A 26,476-nucleotide genomic window follows, 5' to 3' on the forward strand; every position below is an offset into this window, starting at 1 on the left:
CTCTAAGAGAATTTCTTACTACGAGCTCTCCGGAAGTCTAAGCGCCGCACCGTTGGGCCGATGCAGGCGGTCCGGATTTAGCCGGGCGACTCGCGCAGCCTGCGCTTGATCCGGGTGAGCATCGCCGACAGGCCGCGCAATCGCAGCGGGCTGATCAGCGCGGCCAGCCCGAGGTCATCATAAAAATCCTCTGGCACCGCGAGGATGTCGGCGGCGGGCTGGCGGTCCAGACCGGTGGCCAGGATCGCGGCGAAGCCCCGGGTGGTCGGCGATTCGGCGGGTGCGGAAAAGTGCAGCCGCACCCGGTTCCGGTCGCTGGCATCGACGTGCATGAACAGCGGCGTCTGGCATTCGGGCACCGGCTCCATGGCCGCCTCCTCGAGCTCCGGCGGCAGCGGGGGGAGTTCGTTGGCGAATTCCAGCAGCAGCGCCAGCTTGTCCTGGCCCTGCACTTCGGCGAAGTCGGACACCACTTCGGCCAGCGGCGCGGGGATGCTCATCGCGCCGCCGTCACACTCCCGCCGGCGCCTGACCGGGCTCCTCGCCCGCCACGATCGGGGTGCGCACGGTGTTTCCCCATTCGGTCCACGACCCGTCGTAGTTGCGCACCCCCGGCTTGCCCAGCAGATGCGTCAGCACGAACCAGGTGTGGCTGGACCGCTCGCCGATGCGGCAGTACACCACGGTCTTGTCGTCGGGCCGGAGGAACCCGTAGAGCTCCTCGAGTTCCGCGCGGCTGCGGAAACGCCCGCTCTCGTCGACCGCCTTGGCCCAGGGGATGGACCGGGCGGTGGGGATGTGACCGCCGCGCAGCACGCCCTCCTCGGGATACTCCGGCATGTGGGTGCGTTTGCCGGTGTACTCGTCGGGGGAGCGGACGTCGATCAGCGGCTGGCTGCCCAGGATGGCCAGCACGTCGTCCTTGAAGGCGCGGATGGGCGCGTCGTTGCGGGTGACGACGGGGTAGCCGGTGGAGGTCTTGGTGGGCACGTCCAGGGTGGTCTCGCGGCGTTCGGCCAGCCACAGGTCGCGCCCGCCGTTGAGCAGCCGCACGTCGGGGTGGCCGAACAGGGTGAACACCCACAGCGCGTAGGCCGCCCACCAGTTGCTCTTGTCGCCGTAGATCACCACGGTGTCGTCGCGGGAGATGCCCTTGCGGTCCATCAGCTCGGCGAACCGCGCGCCGTCGATGTAGTCGCGCACCCGCGGGTCGTTGAGGTCGGTGTGCCAGTCGATCTTGACCGCGCCGGGGATGTGGCCGACGTCGTAGAGCAGCACGTCCTCGTCGGACTCGACGATCACCAGGCCGGGGGCGCCCAGGTTGGCCGACAGCCAGTCGGCGGTCACCAGGCGCTCGGGGTGCGCGTATTCCTGCAGGGACGGGTGTGGATCGGGCGGTAGTGGCACGGTTTCGAGCCTACCCATCTCGTTGCTCGGGGCCCAACGTCGACTTTGTCGGTGGCACGGCGCGCCAACGTCGACTTGTTGTCGGGAATTTCGGGTTTTCGGCCCAACAACTCGACGTTGGGCGTCAGTTGGCTCGACGTTGGGCGTCAGTCGGCCGCCCACAGGGCGGACACCGACAGCCCCACCCGCGCCAGCAGGGTCCGCAGCAGCGGCAGGCTGACGCCGATCACGTTGGACGGGTCGCCGTCGATCCCGTCGACGAACCAGCCGCCCAGGCCGTCCAGGGTGAAGCCGCCGGCCACCGCCAGCGGCTCCCCGCCGGCCACGTACGCCCGCAGATCCGCCTCGGCGGGAGAGGCGAAATGCACTGTGGTGCAAGCTGATTCGACTTCGCGGTGGGTGATATCGCCGTCGCGCAGCCGCAACAGGCAGTGCCCGGTGTACAGCCCGCCGGACCGCCCGCCGATGCGGCGCCACTGGCGCAGCGCGGCGTCGGCCGAGCCCGGTTTGCCGCACAGCCCGCCGTCGATGAACAGCATCGAATCACAGCCGACCACAACGCAATCGGCGGCGACGCCGGCCTGAAGCGCGCCGGCCACCCGGTCGGCCTTGGCCGTCGCCAGCGCGCACACCACGGCGCTTGGCGACGCATCCGGCCCAAGCGCGGCGATCACCGCGTCCTCGTCCACCCCGGACACCACGACCAGCGGGTCCACCCCCGCCTGGCGCAGCACCTTGAGCCGGCCGGCCGAGGCCGAGGCCAGCACCAGGCGGGTCAACGCCTCAGGTGCGTCATCTGCTGCATGGTCAGCCGCTGGTAGTTGGACATCGCGAAGCGCAGCCGGTCGACCGGAAGACCCCAGCGGGTCTTCTCGGGCTGCTCGGGCTCCGGCGCGCCGCCGACGCATCCCAGCACCGTGACCAGCGCGGCCACCTCCTCGACGGTGGGTTCACCCTTGAGGATCTGGATGTGCGGCTCGTGCGGCGCGGCTTCTGTTGCGGCCGAAGCGTTTTCGTCACTCGTGGCGGAACTCATAGCGGAATGTTCCCGTGCTTCTTGGGGGGCAGATGGGCGATCTTGCGTTCCAGCAGCCGCAGCGCGGTGGCGATGTAGCCGCGGGTGTGCGACGGCGGGATCACCGCGTCGACGTAGCCGCGCTCGGCGGCGACGTACGGGTTGACCAGGGTGTCCTCGTACTCCTGCTGCAGCTGCAGCCGCAGCGCGTCGACGTCCTCGCCCTTCTTCGCGGCCTCGGCCAGCTGCTTGCGGTAGACGAACCCGACCGCACCCGAGGCGCCCATCACCGCGATCTGCGCCGACGGCCAGGCGATGTTGACGTCGCAGCCCATGTCCTTGGAGCCCATCACGCAGTAGGCGCCGCCGTAGGCCTTGCGGGTGATCACGGTGATCTTGGGGACGGTGGCCTCGCCGTAGGCGTACAGCAGCTTGGCGCCGCGCCGGATGATGCCGTTGTACTCCTGGCCGGTGCCCGGCAGAAAGCCCGGGACGTCGACCAGCATGATGATCGGGATGTTGAAGCAGTCGCAGGTCCGCACGAACCGCGCCGCCTTCTCCGAGGCGTTGATGTCCAGGCAGCCGGCGAACTGGGTGGGCTGGTTGGCCACGATCCCGACCGGCCGGCCGTCGATGCGGCCGAACCCGACGACGATGTTCTGCGCGTAACCGCCCTGGATTTCCAGGAACTCGTCGTCGTCGAGGATCCGGGTGATCACCTCGTGCATGTCGTAGGGCTGGTTGGGCGAGTCCGGGATCAGCGTGTCCAGCTCGAGGTCCTCGTCGGTGAGGTTGTCCTCGATGGCCCCCGCCGGGTGCGGCTCGGCGTAGCGGGGCGGGTCGGTGGCGTTGTTGGGCGGCAGGTAGCTGAGCAGGTCGCGGACCCAGTCGAAGGCGTCCTGCTCGCCCGAGGCCACGTAGTGCAGGGTGCCCGACTTGGCCATGTGGGTGTGCGCGCCGCCCAGCTCCTCCATGGTGACGTCCTCACCGGTGACGGTCTTGATGACGTCGGGCCCGGTGATGAACATCTGGCTGGTCTGATCGACCATGACGACGAAGTCGGTCAGGGCGGGGGAGTAGACGTGCCCGCCGGCGGCCGCGCCCATGATCAGCGAGATCTGCGGGATGACGCCCGAGGCCAGGATGTTGTTGCGGAAGATGCGGCTGTAGAGGCCCAGCGACACGACGCCCTCCTGGATGCGGGCGCCGGCGCCGTCGTTGATGCCGATCAGCGGGCGGCCCGTCTTGATGGCCAGCTCCTGCACCTTGACGATCTTCTCGCCGTACACCTCGCCCAGGCTGCCGCCGAACACGGTGGCGTCCTGGCTGAAGATGCACACGTCGCGGCCGTCGATGGTGCCGTAGCCGGTGATCACGCCGTCGCCGAGCGGGCGGTTGTTCTCCAGGCCGAAGTTCTTGCTGCGGTGCCGGGCCAGCGCGTCCAGCTCCACGAACGAGTCCTCGTCGAGCAGGGCCAGGATCCGCTCGCGGGCGGTCAGCTTGCCCTTGGCGTGCACCTTCTCGACGGCCTCTTCACCCACCGGGTGCAGCGACTCCTCGCGGCGCTTGTGCAGCTCGGCCAGCTTGCCCGCGGTGGTGTGGATGTCGATGGAGTGTTCCGCGGCGGGTTCGGCGGTGTGGTCGGTAACGCTCGTCATGGGAGACGAGCTTAGCGGCGCGGATAGGCTGCGCTGACTATGGGCACGGTGCAGTGGACCGCGGAGTGCGACGTGCTGGTGGCGGGATCCGGTGCCGGCGGCGTCACCGGCGCCTACACCGCGGCGCGCGAGGGCCTCGAGGTGCTGCTCGTCGAGGCGACGTCGAAATTCGGTGGCACGACCGCCTATTCGGGCGGCGGCGGTGTCTGGTTCCCGTGCAATCCGGTGCTGATCCGCGCGGGCACCGACGACACCATCGAGGACGCGCTCACCTATTACCACGCCGTGGTCGGCGACCGCACCCCGCGCGAGCTGCAGGAAACCTATGTGCGCGGCGGGGCCCCGCTGATCGAATACCTGGAGGCCGACCCGCGCCTGGCGTTCGTGCCGTTGCCCTGGCCCGACTACTACGGCAAGGCGCCCAAGGCGCGGCTGGACGGCCAACGCCACATCGCCGCCAAGCCGCTGCCGGTGGCCGCCGCCCCCGAATTCCGGACGCTGATCCGCGGGCCCTTGGACACCGACCGGCTCGGCGCCGAACCGCCGTCCGACTACTACCTCGGGGGCCGCACCCTGATTGCGCGATTCCTGCGGGCCATCGGCGAGTTCCCGACGGCCACGCTGCGGCGCGACACCGCCCTGGTCGAGCTCGTGCGCAGCGACGGCCGGGTGGTCGGCGCGGTGGTCGAGACCGGCGGTGAGCGCCGCGCCGTCCGCGCCCGGCGCGGGGTGCTGCTGGCCACCGGGGGCTTCGAGGCCAACCCGGACTTGCGCCGCGCCTACGGGGTGCCGGGGCAGGCGCGAGACACCATGGGCGGCCCGGGAAGTCGCGGCCTGGCGCTGCAGGCGGGCATCGCCGTCGGCGCCGACACCGACCTGCTGGACCAGGCGTGGTGGTCGCCGGGCCTGACCCATCCCGACGGCCGCTCGGCGTTCGCGCTGTGGTTCACCGGCGGCATCTTCGTCAACCAGTCCGGCGACCGGTTCGTCAACGAGTCCATGGCCTACGACCGGGTCGGCCGGCAGATCCTGGCCCAACTGCGGGACGGGTCGCTCAGGCTGCCGTACTGGATGATCTACGACGACAAGGAGGGTGCGGTGCCGCCGGTGAAGGCGACCAACGTCTCCCTCGTCGAGACCGAGAAATACGTCGCCGCCGGCTTGTGGCACACCGCGGACAGCCTGCCCGAGCTGGCCGCCAAGATCGGCGTTCCCGCGCAGCGGCTGACGGCAACGGTGTTGCGGTTCAACGGGTTTGCCGCCTCCGGCGTCGACGAGGACTTCGGCCGGGGCGACGAGGCGTTCGACCGGGCCTTCTCGGCGGGCGCCTCCCCGCTGGTGCCCATCGACACACCGCCGTATCACGCCGCCGCGTTCCGCGTCTCCGATCTGGGCACCAAGGGCGGTCTGCGCACCGACACCGCGGCCCGCGTGCTGGACACCGCCGGCCGGCCCATCCCCGGGCTGTACGCGGCGGGCAACACCATGGCCGCCCCCAGCGGCACCACCTATCCCGGCGGCGGCAACCCGATCGGAACCAGCATGCTGTTCAGCCATCTGGCCGTGCTGGACATGCGCGACCGCCGGCCGTGAGTTCTAGGCTGGGTCCGGTGACCGACCGAGACCGGCTTCGAGCCCCGTTGGACGCCGCCGCGCTGCGCGCCGAACTGATCGGCACCGGGCTGGGCTGGCGCCGGCTCGACGTCGTCGAGCAGACCGGCTCCACCAACGCCGACCTGCTGGCGCGCGCGGCGGCGGGCGACGACGTCGCCGGGGCGGTGCTGATCGCCGAGCACCAGACCGCCGGGCGGGGGCGGCACGGCCGGGGCTGGTCGGCCACGCCCCGCGCCCAGGTCACCATGTCGGTCGGGGTCAGCGTCGTCGACGTCCCGACCGCCGGGTGGGGCTGGCTGCCGCTGGCCACCGGGGTGGCGGTGGTCGACACGGTGGCCCCGTTGCTGCAGCCGGCGGGGGTGGCGGTCGGGCTGAAGTGGCCCAACGACGTGCTGGCCGGGCCGGCCGGCTCGCCGGGCAAGCTGGCCGGAATCCTCGCCGAGGTGTCCAAGCCGGTGGTGGTTATCGGCTTGGGGCTCAACGTGACTCAGTCCGCCGACGAGATCGACGGCCCCGGCGCCACCTCGCTGCTCGACCTCGGGGTGGCCGCGCCGGACCGCACCGCGCTGGTGTCCGGGCTGTTGCGCGAGCTCGGCCGGCGCATCGTCAGCTGGCAGGCCGCGCGCGGGGCAGACTGGGCGCTGGCCGCCGACTACCGGGCCCGCAGCCTGACCATCGGCACCCGGGTGCGCGCCGACCTGCCCGGCGGCAAACACGTCGAGGGCACCGCCAGCGGCATCGACGACCAGGGCCGGCTGTGTCTGGACAGCGGCGGGCAAACCGTCGTCGTCGCCGCCGGCGACGTGGTGCATCTGCGCTAGCCGCACCCGCCCGGCACCGGGCCCGGCTAAGGTCGGCGGGCATGGGCTACCCGGATAACGTTCTGGCCGCCGGCGAACACGTCATCGTGCACCGCCACCCGCACTGGAAGCGGCTGATCGGGCCGGTGCTGGTGCTGATCCTCGGCACCGGGTTGGCGGCGTTCGGCTCGGGTTACCTCGACTCGACGCACTTCGAGCAGCTCGCCAAGAACATCATCCACGGCGTGATCTGGGGGATCTGGCTGGTGATCGTCGGCTGGCTGACGCTGTGGCCCTTCTTCGGCTGGCTGACCACCCATTTCGTGGTGACCAACCGGCGGGTGATGTTCCGGCACGGCGTGGCCACCCGCACCGGCATCGACATTCCGCTGGCCCGGATCAACAGCGTGGAGTTCCGCGACCGGATCACCGAGCGGATGCTGCGCACCGGCACGCTGATCATCGAGTCGGCGTCACAGGATCCGTTGGAGTTCCACGACATTCCGCGGCTGCGCGAGGTGCACGCGCTGCTGTATCACGAGGTCTTCGACACCCTGGGTTCGGAGGAATCGCCCAGCTGAGTCAGCCGGCCGGCCCGGTTGTGCCAGGCCCGCAACAGCGTGACGTTGCCGCCGTCGTCCTCGAACGCGTCCTCGAAGATCTCGGCGATACCGCCGGCGGTGAGGGCGGACTCCAGCGCCTTGTCGGGGTCGCGGGCGAACTGGTCGGGGAATACCCAGCGCCGGAACGCCCAGAACCGGAACGCCATCTGCAGCAGGTTGCCGATGATGTAGGCCGAGATGAAGTCGGCCACGTTCTCCACCGTCAGCGACACCGTGGGCTGGCGCAGCTGCAACACGTAGCTGGAGAACCACAGCGGCGCCATGGACAGCAGCACCCCGACCCCGCTGAACGCGAAGAACAGCAGCGCCTCGTGGTGACGCTCGCGGCCGCCGCGATTGCGGAAGCTCCATTCCCGGTTCAGCACGTAGGACGCGATGACCGCCACGATGCCCGCGATCACCTTGGCGGTCACCGGTTTGGGCTCCAGAATGGTGAGCTTCAGCGTGTAGAAAATCGCCGAGTCGATGACGAATGTGGTGCCGCCGACGATGGCGAATTTGATCAGCTCGTGGTGGCGTAGCAAATAGGGCTGCAAAAGCCTGGGCAAACGCGCGATCGTGGCTTCGGCGAAGGACACAACACGTCAGTCTACGGACGGACACAAAATCGACGCAAAATCGTACATAACAATTCTGTGTCAGCCCCGCTCAACACGGCGGCCGCCGGCATTTAGCACCCGGTTGTTCGCCGTGACACCATGATGGCCGTGCCGAGTACCCGCCCGCCGGGCGCCGCCTCCGCGAAAGCGGCGCCCCGAGCCGTTCCCCGCGCCGTCCCCGTCGTCGCCATGGTCGGCGGCGGCCAGCTCGCCCGGATGACCCACCAGGCCGCGATCGCGCTGGGCCAGTCGCTGCGGGTGCTGGCCACCGCCGCCGACGAGTCGGCCGCGCTGGTCGCGTCCGACGTGGTGATCGGCTCGCACACCGACCTGGAGGACCTGCGCCGGGTGGCCGCGGGCGCCGACGTGTTGACCTTCGATCACGAGCACGTGCCGGGCGAACTGCTGGACAAACTGGTCGCCGAGGGCGTCAACGTGGCGCCGCCGCCGCAGGCCCTGGTGCACGCGCAGGACAAGCTGGTGATGCGGCGGCGGCTGGAATCCCTGGGTGTGCCGGTGCCGCGGTACGCCGAGATCAACAGCCTCGACGAGCTCGACGCCTTCGCCCGGCGGGTCGGTGGCCCGGTGGTGGTCAAGGCGGTCCGCGGCGGCTACGACGGGCGCGGCGTGCGGATGGCCCGCGACCCGGTGCACGCCCGGGAGATCGCGGCCGCCTTCCTGGCCGACGGCGTGCCGGTGCTGGCCGAGGAACAGGTGAGCCTGCGCCGGGAGCTGTCCGCGCTGGTGGCCCGGTCGCCGTTCGGGCAGGGCGCGGCGTGGCCGGTGGTCGAGACGGTGCAACGCGACGGCATCTGCGTGCAGGTGATCGCGCCCGCCCCCGGCCTGGGCGAGGACCTGGCCGCCGACGCGCAACGGCTGGCGCTGCGGCTGGCCGGCGAGCTCGGCGTGGTCGGCGTGCTGGCCGTGGAACTGTTCGAAACCACCGACGGCGCGCTGCTGGTCAACGAGCTGGCGATGCGTCCGCACAACTCCGGGCACTGGACCATGGACGGGTCGCGGACCGGCCAGTTCGAGCAGCACCTGCGCGCGGTGCTGGACTATCCGCTCGGCGACACCGACGCGCTGGCGCCGGTCACCGTGATGGCCAACGTGCTGGGCGCCCGGGAGCGGCCGCGGATGAGCGTCGACGAGCGGCTGCACCACCTGTTCGCGCGCATGCCCGACGCCCGGGTGCACCTGTACGGCAAGGCGGAACGCCCCGGCCGCAAGGTCGGTCACATCAACTTCCTCGGCGACTTCCCCGCCGCCGACACCGCCGGGCTGGCCGCGCTGCGGCGGCGCGCCGAGCTGGCGGCGCACTGGCTGTCCCACGGGCAGTGGACGGACGGATGGGACCCACACGAACAGGAGCGGCATCAATGAGCGTGACCGAAGCTCCTCGCGTCGCGGTGATCATGGGCAGCGACAGCGACTGGTCGGTGATGGCCGACGCCGCGGCCGCGCTGGCCGAGTTCGACGTGCCCGCCGAGGTGCGGGTGGTCTCGGCGCACCGCACGCCGGGGGTGATGTTCGACTACGCGCGCGACGCCGCCGGGCGGGGCATCGAGGTGATCATCGCCGGCGCCGGCGGCGCCGCCCACCTGCCCGGCATGGTCGCCTCGGCGACACCGCTGCCGGTGATCGGGGTCCCGGTGCCGCTGGGCCGGCTGGACGGGCTGGACTCGCTGCTGTCGATCGTGCAGATGCCCGCGGGGGTGCCGGTGGCCACCGTCTCCATCGGCGGCGCCCGCAACGCCGGCCTGCTGGCGGTGCGCATCCTCGGCGCCTCCGACCCGGGGCTGCGGGCCCGCATCGTCGAGTTCCAGACCCAGCTGGCCGACAGCGTGCGGGCCAAGGATGAGGCGCTGCAAAGGCTGCACGGTAAAGTTACCGGTCAGTAGCACTAGGAGGCGTTAGAGATGGCTGGATGGGCCGGAAACCCCGACTTCGATCTGTTCCAACTGCCCGAGGAGCACCAGGAGCTGCGTGCCGCGATCCGGGCGCTGGCGGAAAAGGAGATCGCTCCGCACGCCGCCGACGTGGACGAGAACTCCCGGTTCCCGCAGGAGGCGCTGGAGGCGTTGAACGCGGCGGGGTTCAACGCCGTGCACGTGCCGGAGGAGTACGGCGGGCAGGGCGCCGACTCGGTGGCGGCCTGCATCGTCATCGAGGAGGTCGCCCGCGTCGACACCTCGGCGTCGCTGATCCCCGCGGTCAACAAGCTGGGCACCATGGGGCTGATCCTGCGCGGCTCCGACGAGCTGAAGAAGCAGGTGCTGCCGTCGATCGCGGACGGCTCGGCGATGGCGTCCTACGCGCTCTCCGAGCGCGAGGCCGGCAGCGACGCGGCGTCGATGCGCACCCGGGCCCGCGCCGACGGGGACGACTGGATCCTCAACGGCGCCAAGTGCTGGATCACCAACGGCGGCAAGTCGAGCTGGTACACGGTGATGGCGGTGACCGATCCGGACAAGGGCGCCAACGGCATCTCGTCGTTCATGGTGCACAAGGACGACGAGGGCTTCACCGTCGGGCCCAAGGAGAAGAAGCTCGGCATCAAGGGCTCGCCGACCACCGAGCTGTACTTCGAGAACTGCCGCATCCCGGGCGACCGGATCATCGGCGAGCCGGGCACGGGCTTCAAGACCGCGCTGGCGACGCTGGACCACACCCGGCCCACCATCGGCGCCCAGGCCGTCGGGATCGCGCAGGGCGCGCTGGACGCCGCCATCGCATACACCAAGGAGCGCAAGCAGTTCGGCCGACCGGTCAGCGACAACCAGGGTGTGCAGTTCATGCTCGCTGACATGGCGATGAAGGTGGAGTCGGCCCGGCTGATGGTGTACCACGCCGCCGCCCGCGCCGAGCGCGGCGAATCGCACCTGGGGTTCATCTCCGCGGCGTCGAAGTGCCTGGCGTCCGACGTCGCGATGGAGGTGACCACGGACGCGGTGCAGCTGTTCGGCGGCTACGGGTACACGCAGGACTTCCCGGTCGAGCGGATGATGCGCGACGCCAAGATCACCCAGATCTACGAGGGCACCAATCAGATTCAGCGGGTGGTGATGTCGCGGGCGCTGTTGCGCTGAGCGTTGCGCGTGGCTGTTGGGAAAAGCCCAGCGGTACCGCATAGGATTTCCCCGGTGGGTGAAGTCCAGACCGACGGCCGGTAAACAGGCACCGGCCACCCGTCCACGCACCGCCACACAGCAATGGGTCTCATCGCGGCCAGGGGGTCTGCAGTGCAGAACGTGACTTCCCATGCCCGTCCACAGATGGCCGGGAATTGATACCAGCGCAGGCCGCGGTCACGCCGGCCGCGCAGCGGCAGTCGCTGAAGCCGTTGTCGGTGTTGTTGGTCGAGGACGACCGCGGCGACGCGGTGCTGGTGGAGGAACTCGTCACCGACGCGGTCACCGACATCCGGGTGGTGTGGGCGCAGTCGATGGCGCACGCCGAACGCGAGCTGGAATCCACCCGGCCCGATTGCGTGCTGCTGGATCTGCACCTACCCGACGCCAGCGGGATCGACGCGTTGAACCGCATCGCCAAGCTCGACGCCACCGTCCCGATCGTGGTGCTGACCGGGCTGAACGACGAGTACTTCGGGGCCTCCGCGGTGGCCGCCGGCGCCCAGGACTACCTGGTCAAGGGCCGGGTGGAGCCGGAGATGCTGCGCCGCGCGCTGCTGTATGCGATCGAGCGCAAACGCGCCGAGCTGATCGCCGCCGACCTGCACGCCACCCAGCTGCGGGCCCGGGAGAACGCGCTGCTGGAACGCGGGCTGCTGCCCTCCCCGCTGCTGCTGGACGATCCGGGCGTGGACATCGTCGCCCGGTACCGGCCCAGCCGCGAGGACGCGCTGCTGTGCGGTGACTTCTACGACGTGGTCCAGACACCGGATCGGGTGGTGCACGTGCTGATCGGCGACGTCGCCGGGCACGGCCCGCACGAGGCGGCCCTGGGGGCGGCGCTGCGGATCGCGTTCCGGGCGCTCACCCTGGCCGGCGTGCACGGCGTCGAACTGATGCGCCAGCTGGAGCGGGTGCTGCACTCCGAACGCACCGGCACCGGGATCTTCGCGACCGTGCTCAGCCTGGAGATCTCGCCGCAGCGGCCCGAGGTCAGCGTCATCCGCGCCGGCCATCCGGGGATGCTGCTGCAGGGCGGCGGCACCGTGGAATGGGTCGAACCGCCGGGCGGGCCGGCGCTCGGGCTGCGCGCCGACGACTGGCCGCGCCACCAGCTGCGGCTGCCCGCGGGGCACGGCCTGCTGTTGCTCACCGACGGGCTCTACGAGGGGTATTCGGGGCGCGGGACCCAACGGCTCGGCGAGGACGGCCTGCTCGCCCTGGCCCGCTCGCAGGTCGATCGCCCCGGCCCGGCGTTCGTCGACGCCCTGATCGACGGCGCCCAGCGACTGGCCCGGCCGCGCGGCGGCCTCACCGATGACATCGCCGTGCTCCGCGTCGAGAGGACCATCACGTGACCGCGCCGCGTCCGCTCCGGCTCACGCAGCTGACCGTGCGGGGATGGCTGGCCCTGGTGCTGTGGATCATGGGCACGACGGTGCTGATCGGGGCGCTGGTCGGGGCGGTGCTGCTGCACCGCACCGACCAGGTGTCGCGGCAGGTGGCCGACGGTGTCGGGCCGGCGCGGGTCGCGGCGGCCCGGCTGCAGGCGGCGCTGCGGGACCAGGAAACCGGCCTGCGCGGCTACCTGATCGCCGCGGACCGGCAGTTCCTGGCGCCCTACTACGACGGGCAGCGCACCGAGCAGGCGGCCGCCGACGAGATTCGCCGGCTGGTGGGCGGCAACGCCGGCAACACCGAGCTGATCGCCGACCTGGACGCGGTGGAGTCGGCCGCCGCCGACTGGCGGACCAACTACGCCGAACCCGTCATCGCCAGCGTCACCCCCAGGGCCCCCGCCGTCGTCAGCGCCCCGACCGCCGACCTCGGCAAGGCCAAATTCGACCATCTGCGAGCGCTTTTCGAGACCCAGAACACGCACCTGGCGCAGGCGGCGGCGAGTGCGACCGCCGAGCTGCACGAGATCAACGGCTGGCGCGACTGGGTGCTGGGTGCCATGGTGCTGGCCATTTTGGGGACGGGTCTGTTCCTGGGCTTGTTCAGCCGCGCCGCCATCACCCGCCCGATCGCGCAGCTGGCCGCGTCCTGCCGGCGCATCACCGAGGGCAACTTCGCCGAAACGATCGTTGCGCCCAAGCGGCCCAAGGACATTCGCGACATGGCCATCGACGTGGAGAACATGCGCAGGCGCATGGTCGAAGAACTCGACGTGTCGCGGTCGGCCCAGGAGCAGCTGGACGAGCAGGCCGCCGAATTGCGGCGCTCCAACACCGAACTCGAGCAGTTCGCCTACGTCGCCTCCCACGACCTGCAGGAGCCGCTGCGCAAGGTGGCGTCGTTCTGCCAGCTGCTGGAGCGGCGCTACGGCGACCAGCTCGACGAGCGCGGCCTGGAGTACATCGGGTTCGCGGTCGACGGCGCCAAACGGATGCAGGCGCTGATCAACGACCTGCTCACCTTCTCCCGGGTGGGCCGGCTGGGCACCACCGAGGCCGAGGTGCAGCTGGATGCCACGCTGGACGCCGGCCTGGCCAACCTGGCCGCCGCCGTCGAGGAAACCGGCGCCGAGATCGTGCGCCCCGCCGAACTGCCGCGGATCGTCGGGGACCCGATGCTGCTGACCATGTTGTGGCAGAACCTGATCGGCAACGCGATCAAGTTCCGGCACAAGGATCGCCGGCCCCGCGTCGTCATCGAATGCGCCCCCGGCGAAGGCACCCACGACGGCGAGTGGCTGCTGAGCGTGTCGGACAACGGCATCGGCATCCCGGAGGAGTTCTCCGACAAGGTCTTCGTCATCTTCCAGCGGCTGCACGGCCGGGAGGTGTACGCCGGCACCGGGGTCGGCCTGGCGTTGGTGAAGAAGATCGTCGAGCACCACGGCGGCACCGTCCGGATCGACACGTCCTACACCGACGGGACCCGATTCGAATTCAGTTTGCCCGTGCCCGGACCCGTCGACGAAACGGACGCAGTCGCTTTGGAAGGAGCGCAGCAATGACAACGGCCGGTAGAGCCATCGACATCCTGCTCGTCGAGGACGACCCGGGAGACGAGCTGATCACGCGAGAAGCCTTCGAGCACAACAAACTCAACAACAGGCTGCACGTGGCGCACGACGGCGAGGAGGGCCTCAACTACCTGTACCGGCGCGGTGAGTTCGCCGACGCGCCGCGGCCCGACCTGATCCTGCTGGACCTGAACCTGCCCAAATACGACGGTCGCCAGCTGCTGGAGAAGATCAAGTCCGACCCCGACCTGGCCCAGATCCCGGTCGTGGTGCTCACCACCTCCTCGGCCGAGGAGGACATCCTGAAGAGCTACAAGCTGCACGCCAACGCCTACGTCACCAAACCGGTCGACCTGGACCAGTTCATGAAGGCGGTCCGGCAGATCGACGAGTTCTTCGTTCAGGTGGTGCGGCTGCCCAGCGCCTGAGCGCCGGCCGGTCCCGGGCGTGCGCCCGGCACTCATTCACCCCTTATTCACCTCTCAGCCTTTGTCAAGGGTTTGTATATTCACGATTGATTAACTTTTGGTGGCCCCGGGCCGTCGGGGGCGGGAGGAGTTGCGTGAGTTTCGCTCGATCTGGCGCCGTACTGAGCCTGCTGGCCGCCGCCGCGTTGACGCTGACGGGGTGCGGCGGCGACTCCAAGTCGTCGTCGGGGTCGGGCGCGCACGTGGACTGCGGCGGCAAGAAGGTGCTCAAGGACAGCGGGTCCACCGCCCAGCAGAACGCGATCGAGCAATTCGTCTACGCCTACGTCCGGGCCTGCCCGGGCTACACGCTGGACTACAACGCGAACGGCTCCGGCGCCGGTGTCACGCAGTTCCTCAACAATCAGACCGACCTCGCGGGTTCGGATATCCCGCTGGACCCCACCACCGGCCAGACCGACCGGGCGGCGGCGCGGTGCAATTCGCCCGCCTGGGACCTGCCGACCGTGTTCGGGCCGATCGCGGTGACCTACCACCTCACCGGGGTGAGCGGGCTCAAACTGGACGGGCCGACCGTCGCGAAGATCTTCAACGGCGCCATCACCAAGTGGGACGACCCGGCGCTCAAGGCGGTCAATCCGGGCCTCAACCTGCCGTCGACGCCCATCGCGGTGATCTTCCGCAGCGACAAGTCCGGCACCACCGCCAACTTTCAGAAGTACCTGGACGGGGCGTCCAACGGCGCCTGGGGCAAGGGCACCAGCGAGATGTTCACCGGCGGCGTCGGGCAGGGGGCCAGCGGCAACAACGGCACCTCGGCGCTGCTGCAGAACACCGAGGGGTCGATCACCTACAACGAGTGGTCGTTCGCGGTCGGCAAGCAGCTGAGCATGGCGTCGATCATCACCTCGGCGGGGCCGGACGCGGTGCCCATCACCAAGGAGTCCGTCGAGAAGACCATCGCCGGGGCCACCTTTCAGGGGCAGGGCAACGACCTGGTGCTGGACACCTCGTCGTTCTACCGGCCCACCCAGCAGGGCGCCTACCCGATCGTGCTGGCGACCTACGAAATCGTCTGCTCGAAATATCCGGACGCGGCGACGGGGTCCGCGGTGAAGGCGTTCATGCAGGCCGCGATCGGTCCCGGCCAGGACGGTCTGGACCAGTACGGTTCCATCCCGCTGCCGGGTTCGTTCACGGCAAAGCTGTCGAGCGCGGTCAATGCGATTTCCTGACGACGCGACTGAACGTGACGGGTGTGACGGACGAGCGAAGGAGGCTCGACGGTGAGCGATAACGGGCCGGCCGCGCAGGTCGGGTCGTGGTTCGGCCCGTACCGCCTGGTGCGGCTGCTGCGCCAGGGCGGCATGGGCGAGGTGTACGAGGCCGAGGACACCCGCAAGCACCGGCTGGTGGCCCTGAAGCTGATCTCGCAGCAGTTCTCCGGGAACCCCGAGTTCAGCGCGCGGCTGCAGCGCGAAGCCGACATCGCCGGACGGCTGACCGAACCGCACGTGGTGCCGATCCACGACTACGGCGAGATCGACGGGCGGTTCTTCGTGGAGATGCGCCTGGTCGACGGCATCGATCTGGGCTCGCTGCTGCACCGGGAGGGGCCGCTGGCCCCGCCCCGGGCGATCGCCATCATCCGACAGGTCGCCGCCGCGCTGGACGCCGCGCATGCCGCCGGGGTGACGCACCGCGACGTCACGCCGGGGAACATCCTGGTCACCCCCAGCGACTTCGCCTACCTGGCGGACTTCGGGATCGCGCGGGCCGCCTCCGACCCGGGGCTGACCCAGGTCGGGACGGCGATCGGAACGTACTACTACATGGCTCCGGAGCGGTTCACCGACGACGAGGTCACCAACAGCGTCGACATCTATTCGCTGGCCTGCGTGTTGACCGAGTGCCTGACCGGGGTGCCGCCGTATCGGGCCGACACGGTCGAGCGGCTGGTCGCCGCGCACCTGACGAAGACGGCCCCGCCGCTGAGCCAGCTGCGCCCGGGTGGGTTCCCGCCCGCCCTGGACCGGGTGATCGCCAAGGGCATGGCCAAACGCCCCGAGGATCGCTACCGCACCGCGGGCGAATTCGCCGCCGCCGCGCACGAGGCGCTCACCACGTCCGAGCAGCGCAAGGCCGCCACGATCCTGCGCGACGGCCAGATCGCGGCGCTGGGCGCGGGCGCGGCCGAGCAGCGCTCGACGCACTGGCCGGACTCGTTCGCCCCGTCGCCGAGCGCGGAGACCGTCGTCGGCCCGTCGCCCGCCCGGGCGGGCGCCCCCAGCTCGGGGCTGATCCGCGCCGCCCCAACGGGTTCCGGCCGCGTGTATGCGCCCGGCCCGGACTTCGGGCGTCCCGTGGCCCCGACCGACAACAAGCGCAAACAGTGGATCATCGTCGGCGCCGTCGCCCTGGTCGCGCTGGTCGCCTTCGTGGTGGCGGTCGTCGGCTACCTGTCCACCGCATCCTCGGGACCCGCGAAGCAGGCCGGCGGCCAAAGTGTGTTGCCCTTCAACGGCATTGACTTCCGCCTCTCCCCGGGCGGCGTGACGCTGGACGGCGCCGGCAACGTCTACGTCACCAGCGAGGGCATGTACGGCCGGGTGGTGAAGCTGGCGGCCGGCTCGGGCGCCACGACGGTACTGCCGTTCAACGGGCTCTACCAGCCGCAGGGGCTGGCCGTCGACGGCGCCGGCACGGTCTACGTCGCCGACTTCAACAACCGGGTGCTCAGCATGGCCGCCGGCTCCAACTCTCAAAAGGAGCTGCCCTTCAGCGGTTTGAACTACCCGGAGGGGGTGGCCGTCGACAGCCAGGGCGGCGTGTACGTCGCCGACCGCGGCAACAGCCGGGTGCTGAAACTGGCGGCGGGATCGCAGAACCAGACGGTGCTGCCGTTCACCGGGCTGAACAACCCGGACGGGGTGGCCGTCGACCCGGCGGGCAACGTCTACGTCGCCGACACCGACAACAACCGGGTGGTGAAGCTCGACGCCGCGTCGAACACCCAGTCGGAGTTGCCCTTTCACGACCTGTCGGTGCCGTGGGGCATCGCGGTGGACAACGGCGGCACCGTCTACGTCACCGAGCACGACAAGAACGACGTCGTGAAGTACCCGCCGGGCGCCACCAGCGGCACCGTGCTGCCGTTCACCGCGCTCAACACGCCGTTGGCGGTGGCGGTGGACAGGGACCAGAGCGTCTACGTCGCCGACCGCGGCGACGACCGGGTGGTCAAGCTGGCGCAGTGAGGCTCACGACGCTGTCTGCGGTGCGCCCAGATACTCCTCGGTGTGCTGACCCAGCGCCGGGGGAGGGTCGGTGGCCCAGCCGGCCGACGCGGCCTCGAAGCTGGAATACCTTGCCGGAGTCCGGATTACCGTGACGGCGTCGGCGCCCTCGCCGACCTGCAGGGCGAGCTCGTTCTCGGCGAACAGCGGGGTGCCCACCACCTGCTTCCAGGTGTAGGCGTGGCAGGCCATCAGCCCGGCGGCCTGCAGCAGCCGGACCCATTCGTCGGCGGTCTTGGCGGCCAGCGCCTTCTCCAGCTCCTCGGTCAGCTCGGGGTAGTTCAGCGCGCGGGAGCGCTGGTCGGCGAACCGTTCGTCGTCGCGCAGGTCGGGCCGGCCGATGACCTCGCACAGCTTGTCCCAGTGCTTGGGCACGTACGCGCTGATCACCAGGTAGCCGTCGGCGGCCTTGAACGCGTCCGACGGCTGGGTGGCGAAACCAACACCCTTGCGCCGCTTGGGTTTTGACGCCGAGTCGCTCGGCTTGTGGTCGGCGTTCGGCTTGTTGAGGTGGATGGTCAGCTGGCTGGCCTGCAGGCTGACCGCCACGTCGTACATGGCGACCCGCACCACGTCGGCCACCCCGTGCCGCTCCCGGTTGAGCAGCGCGGCCAGCACCGCCTGGGCCAGCACGTGCCCGCTGGCGGCGTCGACCAGCTGGAACGGGATGATCTGGGGTTTGCCGGTAGGGGTGGGCATCCCGGTGGTCATGCCCGACTCGGCGGCCACCATCAGGTCCACCCCCGGCCGGCTGCCCTCCGGGCCGTTGCCGCCGTAGGCGGACAGCCGGGCGTAGACGAGTCTGGGATTGCGGCCCTGCAGCTCCTCGGGGCCCAGGCCCATGCGTTCCATCACCCCGGGCCGAAACCCTTCCAGCACAACGTCGGCGGTGTCGACCAGCCGCAGGATCCGCTGCTTGGCCTCGTCGTCGCGCAGGTCGGCCAGCACCGACTTCTTGCCCCGGTTGTGCGGCAGGAACAGGGTGGCCAGCGGCGGACGGCCGGGCAGCACGGCGGTGATGTGCCGGGCCGCCTCGCCGATCGGCGCCTCGATCTTGATGACCTCGGCGCCCAGGTCGGCCAGCACCTGACCGGCCATCGGCCCGGCGATGTTCTGGGTGAAGTCGAGCACCCGGAATCCGTCAAGGGGCTTGGGGGGCTTGCCGTTCGGCGTCTCGTGTGGCATGCGTTGGGTTCCTAACCTGCCTTGTTCAGCACCGCGGTGCAGTAGTAATTCTGGGCGAACGGCGCGCCGGGCTCGGTCGACTGCAGCGGCAGCCCGTTGTTGGCCAGCATCTGGTTCAGCGGTGTGCGCACCGGCTGCCAGCCCAGCTGCTGCAGGTAGCTGGCCGGGTCGTTGCGCTCGCCGGGGAAGCCCAGGTCGTCCAGGGCGACGTCCAGGCCGTGCCGCCGCCACTTTTCGCCGGCCGCATTCAGGGCGTCCCCGCTGGCGCCGGTGTTGGCGAAGACCTCGGCCACCAACTGGCTGCCGTCGGCGGACAGCGCGGTGACGTTGTCCAGCAACCGATCCTGGGCCTGCGGCGGCAGGAAGCCGAGGAGCCCCTCGGCGGCCCAGGCGGCGGGGCGCCCGACGTCGAAGCCCGCCTGCCGCAGCGCCGACGGCCAGTCGTGGCGCAGGTCGACCGCGACGGCGCGCACCGGCGCGGTGGGCTCGGCGCCGAGCTGGGCGATGGTGGCGGCCTTGAACTCGAGCACCCGCGGTTGGTCGATCTCGAACACCGTGGTGCCGGCCGGCCAGGGCAGCCGGTAGGCGCGGGCATCCAGGCCGGAGGCCAGGATCACCACCTGTCGGATTCCCGCGGCGCCCGCCTCGGCGAAGAACGCGTCGATGTAGCGGGTGCGGGCGGTGATCATGTCGGTCATGCGCTGCATGCCCCACGCCGCCCCGGGCACGTCGACGTCGGCGGCGTCCAGTTCGCCGGCGGCCCACCGGGTGAAGAAGTCGACGCCCACGGCGCGCACCAGCGGCTCGGCGAACGGGTCGTCGATCAGGCCGTCCCGGGTGGCCCGGGCCCGTCCGGCGGCCACCATGGTGGCGGTCGCGCCCACGCTGGTGGCCAGGTCCCAGGTGTCGTCGTCGGTGCGCGCCATCGAGGAATCCCCTTCCGCTCTACCGTTAGCCACAATAACTACCGGCGGCCGGGCGCATCCCGGCGCCCGGCCCCCCGCCCTCGCTGCCGCGCACAGGGCGGACTGGCGGCGCCGTGTGGCAGGGCGTGCGGGCCTGGCGGGGCGGGGAGTGCGGCTGTCAGTTCAGCCGGTAGCGGATCAGCCGGGAGCTGTTGGCCACCACCGCCACCGACGACGCGTTGTGCAGGATGGCGGCCAGCACCGGGGACAGCGCGCCGCCGGCGCCGATGATCAGCCCCGCGGCGTTGACGGCGATAGACATGCCGTAGTTCTCCCGGATGACGTCGACGGCGCGCGAGCCCAGGTCCCGCACGTCGAGCAGCCGGTGCAGGTCGTCGTTGGACAGCGCCACGTCGGCGGTCTCCACGGCGACGTCGGTGCCGGCCAGGCCCATCGCGATGCCGATGTCGGCGGCGGCCAGCGCCGGCGCGTCGTTGATGCCGTCGCCCACCATGCCGACGACGAAGCCCTCCTCCTGCAGATCGCGCACCGCGGCGAGCTTGTCCTCCGGCATCACCTCGGCGCGCCACTCGTCGATGCCGAGCTCGTCGGCCACCACCGCGGCGATGTCGGGGTGATCGCCGGTGAGCATCACGATTCGGCGAATACCGTTGGCGCGCAACTTCTTCAACACACCGGCGGCCTCGGGACGGACCTCGTCGCGCAGGCTGATCAGCCCGACCAGGGTGCCGTCCACGGCGAGCAGCAGCGGGGTCTCGGCCTGGCGGCGCAGCTTGTCCACCCACTCCTTGGCCTTCTTGGACACCTTGACCTTCTCGGCCTGCAGCAGCGACGGGCTGCCCAGCAGCAGGGTCCGGCCGTCGGCCCAGGTGCGCATGCCCAGCCCGACCAGTACCTCGCACTCCTCGTGCGGAGGAATGGTGATGTGGCGTTCCTCGGTGGAGCGGATCACCGCCTCGGCCAGCGGGTGCCGGGAGTGGATCTCGGAGCTGGCGGCATACGCCAGCACCTGCTCAGGCTCCCAATCCTTGTGCATGGCAACGATATTGGTGACCACCGGCCGGCCGACGGTGAGCGTGCCGGTTTTGTCGAAGACGATCGCGTCGACCTGGCCGGCCTGCTCGAGGTGTGAGCCGCCCTTGATCAGAATGCCGCGCCGGGCGCCGTTGCCGATCGCCGCGCTGATCGCCGTCGGGGTGGCCAGCCCGACCGCGCACGGGCAGGCGATCAGCAGCATCGTCATGGCCCGGCGGACGTCGCCGGTGACCGCCAGGGTGATGGCCGACACGATGAACGAGGTGGGAACGAAACGGCGCGAGAAGTTTTCGCCGACGGTCTGGATCGGCGCCCGGTCGTGCTGCGCCTCTTCGACCCGGGTGATGATGCGCCCGATGGTGGTCTGGTTGCCGACGGCGCGGGCGCGCACCACCAGGCGGCCGCGCACCACCACCGAGCCGGCATGCACCGGCATTCCGACCACCACGCTGACCGGCAGGTTCTCCCCGGTGATCGCGGACTGGTCGACGATCGCCTCGCCGTCGATCACCTCGCCGTCCACCGGGATGGCGACGTGGTCGTGCACCACCACCTCGTCACCGATCTGCAGGGTGTCGGTGGCCACCTGAATCTCGTTGTGCTCCAGGCGAATCCACGCCGTATCCTGGCTGCCGCGCAGCAGCTCGGAGATGGCGCGCCGGGTCCGGCGCAGCGTCAGGTCCTGCAGGTACTCGCCGATGTTGAGCAGCCACAGCACGGTCAGCGCGACCACGTTCTCGCGCAACACCAGGCTGGCCACGGTCGCCGCCGAGACCAGCGCGTCGGTGCCGGCCCGCCCCGACCGCAGCGAGCGCAGCGCGCCGCGCAGGAAGGGGTAGCCGGTGAACACGGTGACGCCGGTGGCGAACAGCCGGCCGCTGGGGCCCAGCAGCGGCGGGCGGGCGAACACGTAGCGGCGCACGCCGAGCAGGGCCAGCGCCGCGCCGCCGATCACCATGCGCAGCACGTCGGCGTTGCGGATCTCCGAGGAGTGCGGCGCGCGGGCCGGGATCAGCTCGGCGGCGACGTGGGCCGCCTCGCCGATGGCGGCCAGCACCGCGGACCGGTCGCAGCGCCGCGGTGAATACCAGATGACCACCGAGCCGGTGCGCGGGTAGGCGTGCACCACCCGCACGCCGTCGCACTTGGCCACCGCCTCTTCGACCGCCACGGCGCGCCGCGAGTCGGCGCGCACCCACCCGACCGACACCCGCATCCGTCCGGCTGCATCCGAAATGACTTGCAGCGCAGGGTCTTTAGTCAGGCCCTCGTCGCCGATGGCGCGGACCGAGGCGAGATTCATCACGCGCGGTCAGTGCTCGTGGTCGTGGGTGTCGGCGATCGAGGGTGTGGGCGCCTCCTCGCCGATGCGCTCGCGGGCCTCGGCCATCACGTCGGCCAGCTTGAGCCGCGCCGACTCGGCGGCCTCCTCGGCCTTGCGGGTGCCGCGCAGTCCCAGTTCGGCCCCCTTGACGGCCGTCTCGTGCAGGGGCGCCTTGGCCACGGCCTTGCGCACCACCTCGTAGGCCGTCACGCCGACCAACCCGGTGACCACCGTCCCTGCCGCCTTCGCCAACAGCCCGTAGACCGCCATTGCCGCAACCTTCCTGTCGTGTGCGCGTTCAGCCCATGCTCGCACGACGTTAACATCGAAATATAGCGATATCAATATGTATCGGGCGCCCGAAGGCGGGCGCTCACAGCACCCGGGTGACCTTCTCGGATTCGATCCGGCGCTGCCGCACCGCCGGGTTGGCATTGGCGACCTGAACCAGCGAGCCGCCGACGGCCAGGATCGCCAGCAGCCCGTCCACCAGCGCGTCGGGATCCGGCCACGACGCGCTGGAGAGCACCCGGTCGGCCGCCGTCAAACCCCGTGCCGCCGCGGAACTTCGGCACTGCTGCAGCACCTGGTCGACCGAGCGGCCGTTTAGCGCTGGGCCCGGTCGCGGCTCGGGCACGATCTGGTCGCCGTGCACCCGCACCGCGGTGGCGTAGTCGGTCACCCCGATCGGCAGGTCGCTCACCGGGCGGCCGAACGGATCCAGCGACAGCACCGCCACCTCGCCGGCGCCGGTGGCGTCGGCCTCGTCCAGCCGCGGCGGCGTGCACAGGGCCAGATCGGCCGGGCCGGCGAGCACCGCCTCGGCGCCGATCCACCACACCCCGAACAGCACCGCCGCCGTCTGCCAGTGCGCGGGCAACAGGATCGCGACCCGGCTGGCCGGCCCGGCGCCGAGTTCGTCGCGCAGCAGGTTGCCGGTCTTGGCGGCCCAGTTGGCCAGCGTCACAGCGGAGAGCTCGATGCGCTCGCCGGTCGCGTCGTCGTAGTAGGTGATGCGCGGACCGACCGGATCGGCCCGCAGCATGGGATCCAGGATCGCCGCGGACAGCGTGCTCGATTGACGCACCGGCGCTAGTTTATGCACTCCGGCTTATCGGAGCCGGCGGTCAGGATCGGCGACGGCGCGGGCGCCTTGTCGTTGGTGCTCACCGCGCCGGCGGTGGACACCTTGGCGGGCATGATCGATTCGGTGCCCGACAGGCCCGAGCCGGGACCGCTGTAGTCGTTGGCCAGCACCACCCGCACCGCGCCCGGCGCCAGCGAGCTGTCGGCCACCACCGGCAACCCGCCCAGTTCCTTGGACACCTCTTTGGCGCCCAGGTCGTCGCTCTTGGCGGCGCGCACCTGGCTGGTCTTGACGTGCCCCCCGTCGTTGTTGCCCACCGTGCCGGTGGCAAAGCCCTTGGCGCTCAACACATCCGAGACGGCCGCGGCCAGACCGTTGATGTCGGTGTCGTTGACGACGCTGGCGGTGGTCTTGGCCGGGGTGTAGGCGATCTCCTCGGTCTTGCCCTGCTCCTGGTCGTGCAGCAGGCTGCCCACCCAGTCGGCGACCTGGTGCGGGTCCACCCGCACCACGCTCTGCATGCCGTCGTCGCTCCAGCCGGCGCCGTCCAGCACCGGGATGGTGGCGAACGCGACGTTGCCGCCGGCCAGCTTCTGCATCTGCTGCACGAAGTCCATCACGTCCCAGCCCGCGGAGATCACCACCGAGCGCTGCACGGCGGCCTCCAGCCGCTTGACCGTGGCGGGGCTGGACAGCGTCTGCCCGGAGATGACCCGGTGCGCCAGCGAGGCCATCACCACCTGCTGGCGCACCACCCGGTCCAGGTCGCCGCGCGGCAGTTCGTGGCGCTGGCGCACGAAGCTCAGCGCCTCCGGGCCGCTGAGCCGCTGCGGGCCGGCCGGGAAGTCGGCACCCGAAAGCGGTTCGAACACCGGCTCTTTGAGGCACACGTCGACGCCGCCGAGCGCGTCGGTGATCAGCGCGAAGCCGAGCAGGCCGATCTCGGCGTAGTGGTCGACGGTGACGCCGGTGAGGTCGGCGACGGTCTTGATCAGCGCCTCACGACCGGCCTCGGTGCCCTGGGCCGCGGCGTCCTCGGCCGAGTCGCCGGCCTTGACCAGGCTGGCGCGCTTGGCCTCCCGGGTCTGACCGTAGACACCGTTGATCTTGGTCTTGCCCAGCCCCGGGGCGGCGACGTAGGAGTCGCGCGGGATCGAGATCGCGGTCGCCGACTTCCCGTTGTTGGGGATGCGGATCAGGATGATGGTGTCGGTGTTGGTGGCCTCCTCGTCGCCGGCCCGCAGCGTCTCCAGCTCCTGCTGCGACAGCGGGTTGCCGTGCGCGTCGGTCCGGCTGTCCAGGCCCACCAGCAGGATGTCGATCGCGCCGTCGTCGCCGCCCTTGCCCAGCGACGGCGCCGACATGTGAAAGATGCCGTCTTCGAAGGACCGGACGTTGCTCCACGCGATCCCGGTGCCGAGCACGACCGCGAGCGTCAGCGCGGTGGCAATCACACGAACCACACGTTGCACAGGCATCCCACTACATTACTTGCGACACACTGGCTTCACGGGTAGCCGGCGCCCGCGTGCCCCGGCCGTCCCGGCGGCCCGAGGCCTCATGCCAAACTCGAACCATGTCAGGCAGGATCGTGATCGCCGGCGCCGGTGGGCAGCTGGGCGGCTATGTGAGCGCGCTGGCGGCTGGTCAGGGCCGTGACGTGGTGGCGCTGACGTCCGCGCAGTGGGACATCACCGACCCGGCGGCGGCCGAACGCATCGTGCGGCCCGGCGACGTGGTGATCAATTGCGCGGCCTACACCGACGTCGACGGCGCCGAGAGCGATGAGGCGGGCGCCTTCGCGGTCAACGAGGCCGGCCCCGGGCATATCGCGCGGGCCTGCGCGCGCGCCGGCGCCCGGCTGCTCCACGTTTCCACCGACTACGTGTTCGGCGGCGAGTCCCCGGCCGGCGCCCCGGACCGGCCGCGCCCCTACGAGCCCGGCGACCCCGTCGCCCCGCAGGGCGTGTACGCCCGCAGCAAGGCCGCGGGCGAGCGGGCCGTGCTGGCGGCGCTGCCGGATCCCGCGCAGGGCGTCGTGGTGCGCACCGCCTGGGTCTACACCGGCGGCACCGGCAAGGACTTTGTCGCGGTCATGCGCCGGCTGGCCGCGGGGGAGGGCCCGGTGCAGGTGGTCGACGACCAGATCGGGTCGCCGACCTACGTCGGCGACCTGGCGGCCGCGCTGCTGCAGATCGTCGACGACCGGGTGCCCGGGCCGGTCCTGCACGCCGCCAACGAGGGCGCGGTGTCCCGCTTCGAGCAGGCCCGCGCGGTCTTCGAGGAATGCGGCGCCGACCCGGCGCGGGTGCGGCCGGTGGGCACCGAGCACTTTCCCCGGCCGGCGCCGCGGCCGACCTACTCGGCGCTGGGCAGCCGCGAGTCCGCCGCGGCCGGGCTGCGGCCGCTACGGCCCTGGCGCCCTGCGCTTGTCGCCGCGCTCACCAACGCTGGTAGCCCGGCCGCGGCGGATCGACCGTTACCCTCTACGCGTGACTGACGTGCTGCCGGTGGTGACGGTGACCTATTCACCGGGCCCGCACCTGGAGCGCTTCCTGGCGTCGCTGTCGCTGGCCACCGAACGCGAGGTGTGCGTGCTGCTGGCCGACAACGGCTCCACCGACGGGACGCCGCAGGCCGCCGTCGAGCGCTACCCCAACGTGCGGCTGTTTCACACCGGCGCCAACCTCGGCTACGGCACCGCGGTGAATCGTGCTGTGGCACAGCTGGATCGCGGCGGCGAGTGGGTGATCGTCGCCAACCCGGACGTGCAGTGGGGGCCCGGCAGCATCGACGCGCTGCTGGACGCCGCGGCGCGCTGGCCGCGGGCCGGCGCGCTGGGCCCGCTGGTGCGCGACCCCGACGGGTCGGTGTACCCGTCGGCGCGGCACCTGCCCAGCCTGGTGCGCGGCGGCATGCACGCGGTCGTCGGGCCGTTCTGGAAGAACAACCCGTGGTCGACGGCCTACCGCCAGGAGCGGCTGGAGCCCAGCGAGCGGCCGGTGGGCTGGCTGTCGGGTTCGTGCCTGCTGGTGCGCCGCTCGGCATTCGAGCGGGTCGGCGGGTTCGACGAGCGCTACTTCATGTACATGGAGGACGTCGACCTCGGCGACCGGCTGGGCAAGGCCGGCTGGCTGTCGGTCTACGTGCCGTCGGCCGAGGTGCTGCACCACAAGGGCCACTCCACCGGGGCCGACCCGGCCAGCCACCTGGCCGCCCACCACCGCAGCACCTATATGTTTCTGGCCGACCGGTATTCCGGTTGGATGCGCGCGCCGCTGCGCTGGGCGCTGCGCGCGTCGCTGGCGGTGCGCGCCCGGCTGATGGTGCGCAGCGCGCTGCGCGAGTCCGGGCGGCGGGTAGAAGGGCGGCACTGA

At 70.9% G+C, this 26,476-nt stretch carries 25 protein-coding genes; 13 read left to right on the plus strand and 12 right to left on the minus strand.

All coding sequences use genetic code 11. The annotated features are described in order from the left end of the window. Nucleotides 1-77 precede the first annotated feature (77 nt). The 5 genes from H7I87_RS08410 to H7I87_RS08430 all read right to left on the minus strand — a co-directional run bounded on the left by H7I87_RS08410 (nt 78) and on the right by H7I87_RS08430 (nt 4,080). Complete coding sequence (locus H7I87_RS08410) at nt 78-500, minus strand: SufE family protein (RefSeq protein WP_023860896.1); 423 nt, start codon at nt 498-500, stop codon at nt 78-80. A 10-nt stretch (nt 501-510) separates the two neighbouring features. Continuing rightward, nucleotides 511-1,407, minus strand: a complete 897-nt coding sequence (locus tag H7I87_RS08415) for a sulfurtransferase (RefSeq protein WP_003878966.1) — start codon at nt 1,405-1,407, stop codon at nt 511-513. 146 nt (nt 1,408-1,553) lie between these two features. Then, nucleotides 1,554-2,186: a Maf family protein gene (locus H7I87_RS08420; protein ID WP_019732479.1), complete on the minus strand. Its 633-nt coding sequence runs from the start codon at nt 2,184-2,186 to the stop codon at nt 1,554-1,556. Continuing rightward, nucleotides 2,183-2,443: an acyl-CoA carboxylase subunit epsilon gene (locus tag H7I87_RS08425; protein WP_011725969.1), complete on the minus strand. Its 261-nt coding sequence runs from the start codon at nt 2,441-2,443 to the stop codon at nt 2,183-2,185. Before H7I87_RS08425 ends, H7I87_RS08420 begins: the two co-directional genes overlap by 4 nt. Further along, nucleotides 2,440-4,080 carry an acyl-CoA carboxylase subunit beta gene (locus H7I87_RS08430; protein ID WP_003874526.1) on the minus strand — a complete coding sequence of 547 codons (1,641 nt, stop codon included), beginning with the start codon at nt 4,078-4,080 and terminating at the stop codon, nt 2,440-2,442. Before H7I87_RS08430 ends, H7I87_RS08425 begins: the two co-directional genes overlap by 4 nt. 39 nt (nt 4,081-4,119) lie before the next feature. Here H7I87_RS08430 and H7I87_RS08435 point away from each other — a divergent pair, with 39 nt between their 5' ends. The 3 genes from H7I87_RS08435 to H7I87_RS08445 are packed head-to-tail and all read left to right on the plus strand — an operon-like array spanning nt 4,120 to nt 7,075. After that, complete coding sequence (locus H7I87_RS08435; RefSeq protein ID WP_019732478.1) at nt 4,120-5,673, plus strand: FAD-binding protein; 1,554 nt, start codon at nt 4,120-4,122, stop codon at nt 5,671-5,673. Between the two features lie 17 nt (nt 5,674-5,690). Beyond that, the gene (locus H7I87_RS08440) at nt 5,691-6,515 is read left to right on the plus strand and encodes a biotin--[acetyl-CoA-carboxylase] ligase (RefSeq protein ID WP_031347658.1); all 825 of its coding nucleotides are present in this window, start codon (nt 5,691-5,693) and stop codon (nt 6,513-6,515) included. Nucleotides 6,516-6,556: 41 nt separating this feature from the next. Further along, nucleotides 6,557-7,075 carry a PH domain-containing protein gene (locus tag H7I87_RS08445; RefSeq protein WP_009978777.1) on the plus strand — a complete coding sequence of 173 codons (519 nt, stop codon included), beginning with the start codon at nt 6,557-6,559 and terminating at the stop codon, nt 7,073-7,075. On the opposite strand, the gene H7I87_RS08450 is transcribed toward H7I87_RS08445, so the two are convergent. Further along, nucleotides 7,030-7,695 (minus strand): GtrA family protein, encoded by a 666-nt coding sequence (locus H7I87_RS08450; protein ID WP_019734189.1) that lies wholly within the window; start codon nt 7,693-7,695, stop codon nt 7,030-7,032. The genes H7I87_RS08445 and H7I87_RS08450 overlap by 46 nt on opposite strands. A gap of 120 nt (nt 7,696-7,815) precedes the next feature. Here H7I87_RS08450 and H7I87_RS08455 point away from each other — a divergent pair, with 120 nt between their 5' ends. The 8 genes from H7I87_RS08455 (at nt 7,816) to H7I87_RS08490 (ending at nt 17,503) form a co-directional block, all read left to right on the plus strand. Beyond that, nucleotides 7,816-9,099: a 5-(carboxyamino)imidazole ribonucleotide synthase gene (locus tag H7I87_RS08455; protein WP_023860898.1), complete on the plus strand. Its 1,284-nt coding sequence runs from the start codon at nt 7,816-7,818 to the stop codon at nt 9,097-9,099. Further along, nucleotides 9,096-9,617: a 5-(carboxyamino)imidazole ribonucleotide mutase gene (gene purE, locus H7I87_RS08460; protein WP_003874531.1), complete on the plus strand. Its 522-nt coding sequence runs from the start codon at nt 9,096-9,098 to the stop codon at nt 9,615-9,617. The genes H7I87_RS08455 and purE overlap by 4 nt, the downstream gene beginning before the upstream one ends. An 18-nt stretch (nt 9,618-9,635) precedes the next feature. Next, nucleotides 9,636-10,805 (plus strand): acyl-CoA dehydrogenase, encoded by a 1,170-nt coding sequence (locus H7I87_RS08465; protein WP_003878960.1) that lies wholly within the window; start codon nt 9,636-9,638, stop codon nt 10,803-10,805. Between the two features lie 254 nt (nt 10,806-11,059). Then, a complete protein-coding gene (locus tag H7I87_RS08470) occupies nt 11,060-12,205 on the plus strand; it encodes a PP2C family protein-serine/threonine phosphatase (RefSeq protein WP_024637041.1) in 1,146 nt (381 codons plus the stop codon). Further along, the gene (locus tag H7I87_RS08475; protein WP_009978773.1) at nt 12,202-13,809 is read left to right on the plus strand and encodes a sensor histidine kinase; all 1,608 of its coding nucleotides are present in this window, start codon (nt 12,202-12,204) and stop codon (nt 13,807-13,809) included. Before H7I87_RS08470 ends, H7I87_RS08475 begins: the two co-directional genes overlap by 4 nt. Then, nucleotides 13,806-14,246 (plus strand): response regulator, encoded by a 441-nt coding sequence (locus H7I87_RS08480; RefSeq protein ID WP_003874535.1) that lies wholly within the window; start codon nt 13,806-13,808, stop codon nt 14,244-14,246. Before H7I87_RS08475 ends, H7I87_RS08480 begins: the two co-directional genes overlap by 4 nt. A 134-nt stretch (nt 14,247-14,380) precedes the next feature. Further along, the gene (pstS, locus tag H7I87_RS08485; RefSeq protein ID WP_003874536.1) at nt 14,381-15,481 is read left to right on the plus strand and encodes a phosphate ABC transporter substrate-binding protein PstS; all 1,101 of its coding nucleotides are present in this window, start codon (nt 14,381-14,383) and stop codon (nt 15,479-15,481) included. A gap of 51 nt (nt 15,482-15,532) precedes the next feature. Continuing rightward, on the plus strand, nt 15,533-17,503 hold the full coding sequence (locus H7I87_RS08490) for a serine/threonine-protein kinase PknD (protein WP_011725963.1): 1,971 nt from the start codon (nt 15,533-15,535) through the stop codon (nt 17,501-17,503). A 3-nt stretch (nt 17,504-17,506) separates the two neighbouring features. Here the strand turns inward: H7I87_RS08490 and H7I87_RS08495 are convergent, their stop codons facing one another. The 6 genes from H7I87_RS08495 to H7I87_RS08520 form a co-directional block, all read right to left on the minus strand. Continuing rightward, nucleotides 17,507-18,727 carry a CaiB/BaiF CoA transferase family protein gene (locus tag H7I87_RS08495; RefSeq protein WP_011725962.1) on the minus strand — a complete coding sequence of 407 codons (1,221 nt, stop codon included), beginning with the start codon at nt 18,725-18,727 and terminating at the stop codon, nt 17,507-17,509. An 11-nt stretch (nt 18,728-18,738) separates the two neighbouring features. After that, nucleotides 18,739-19,653: a class I SAM-dependent methyltransferase gene (locus tag H7I87_RS08500; RefSeq protein WP_009978767.1), complete on the minus strand. Its 915-nt coding sequence runs from the start codon at nt 19,651-19,653 to the stop codon at nt 18,739-18,741. 157 nt (nt 19,654-19,810) lie between these two features. Further along, nucleotides 19,811-21,991: a manganese-exporting P-type ATPase CtpC gene (ctpC, locus tag H7I87_RS08505; RefSeq protein ID WP_033727258.1), complete on the minus strand. Its 2,181-nt coding sequence runs from the start codon at nt 21,989-21,991 to the stop codon at nt 19,811-19,813. A 9-nt stretch (nt 21,992-22,000) separates the two neighbouring features. After that, nucleotides 22,001-22,282 (minus strand): DUF1490 family protein, encoded by a 282-nt coding sequence (locus H7I87_RS08510; RefSeq protein ID WP_009978763.1) that lies wholly within the window; start codon nt 22,280-22,282, stop codon nt 22,001-22,003. Nucleotides 22,283-22,385: 103 nt separating this feature from the next. Then, nucleotides 22,386-23,099, minus strand: a complete 714-nt coding sequence (locus H7I87_RS08515) for a TIGR03089 family protein (RefSeq protein WP_196243711.1) — start codon at nt 23,097-23,099, stop codon at nt 22,386-22,388. Between the two features lie 5 nt (nt 23,100-23,104). Continuing rightward, nucleotides 23,105-24,577 carry an LCP family protein gene (locus H7I87_RS08520; RefSeq protein ID WP_003874544.1) on the minus strand — a complete coding sequence of 491 codons (1,473 nt, stop codon included), beginning with the start codon at nt 24,575-24,577 and terminating at the stop codon, nt 23,105-23,107. Nucleotides 24,578-24,675: 98 nt separating this feature from the next. Between H7I87_RS08520 and rfbD the strand changes: the two genes are divergently transcribed. Together rfbD and H7I87_RS08530 are read left to right on the plus strand one after the other, a co-directional pair. Further along, complete coding sequence (gene rfbD, locus H7I87_RS08525; RefSeq protein WP_023860901.1) at nt 24,676-25,599, plus strand: dTDP-4-dehydrorhamnose reductase; 924 nt, start codon at nt 24,676-24,678, stop codon at nt 25,597-25,599. Nucleotides 25,600-25,609: 10 nt separating this feature from the next. Then, nucleotides 25,610-26,476 carry a glycosyltransferase family 2 protein gene (locus H7I87_RS08530; protein WP_003878954.1) on the plus strand — a complete coding sequence of 289 codons (867 nt, stop codon included), beginning with the start codon at nt 25,610-25,612 and terminating at the stop codon, nt 26,474-26,476.

It is taken from the genome of Mycobacterium timonense (assembly GCF_025821985.1).
GTDB lineage: Bacteria > Actinomycetota > Actinomycetes > Mycobacteriales > Mycobacteriaceae > Mycobacterium > Mycobacterium avium.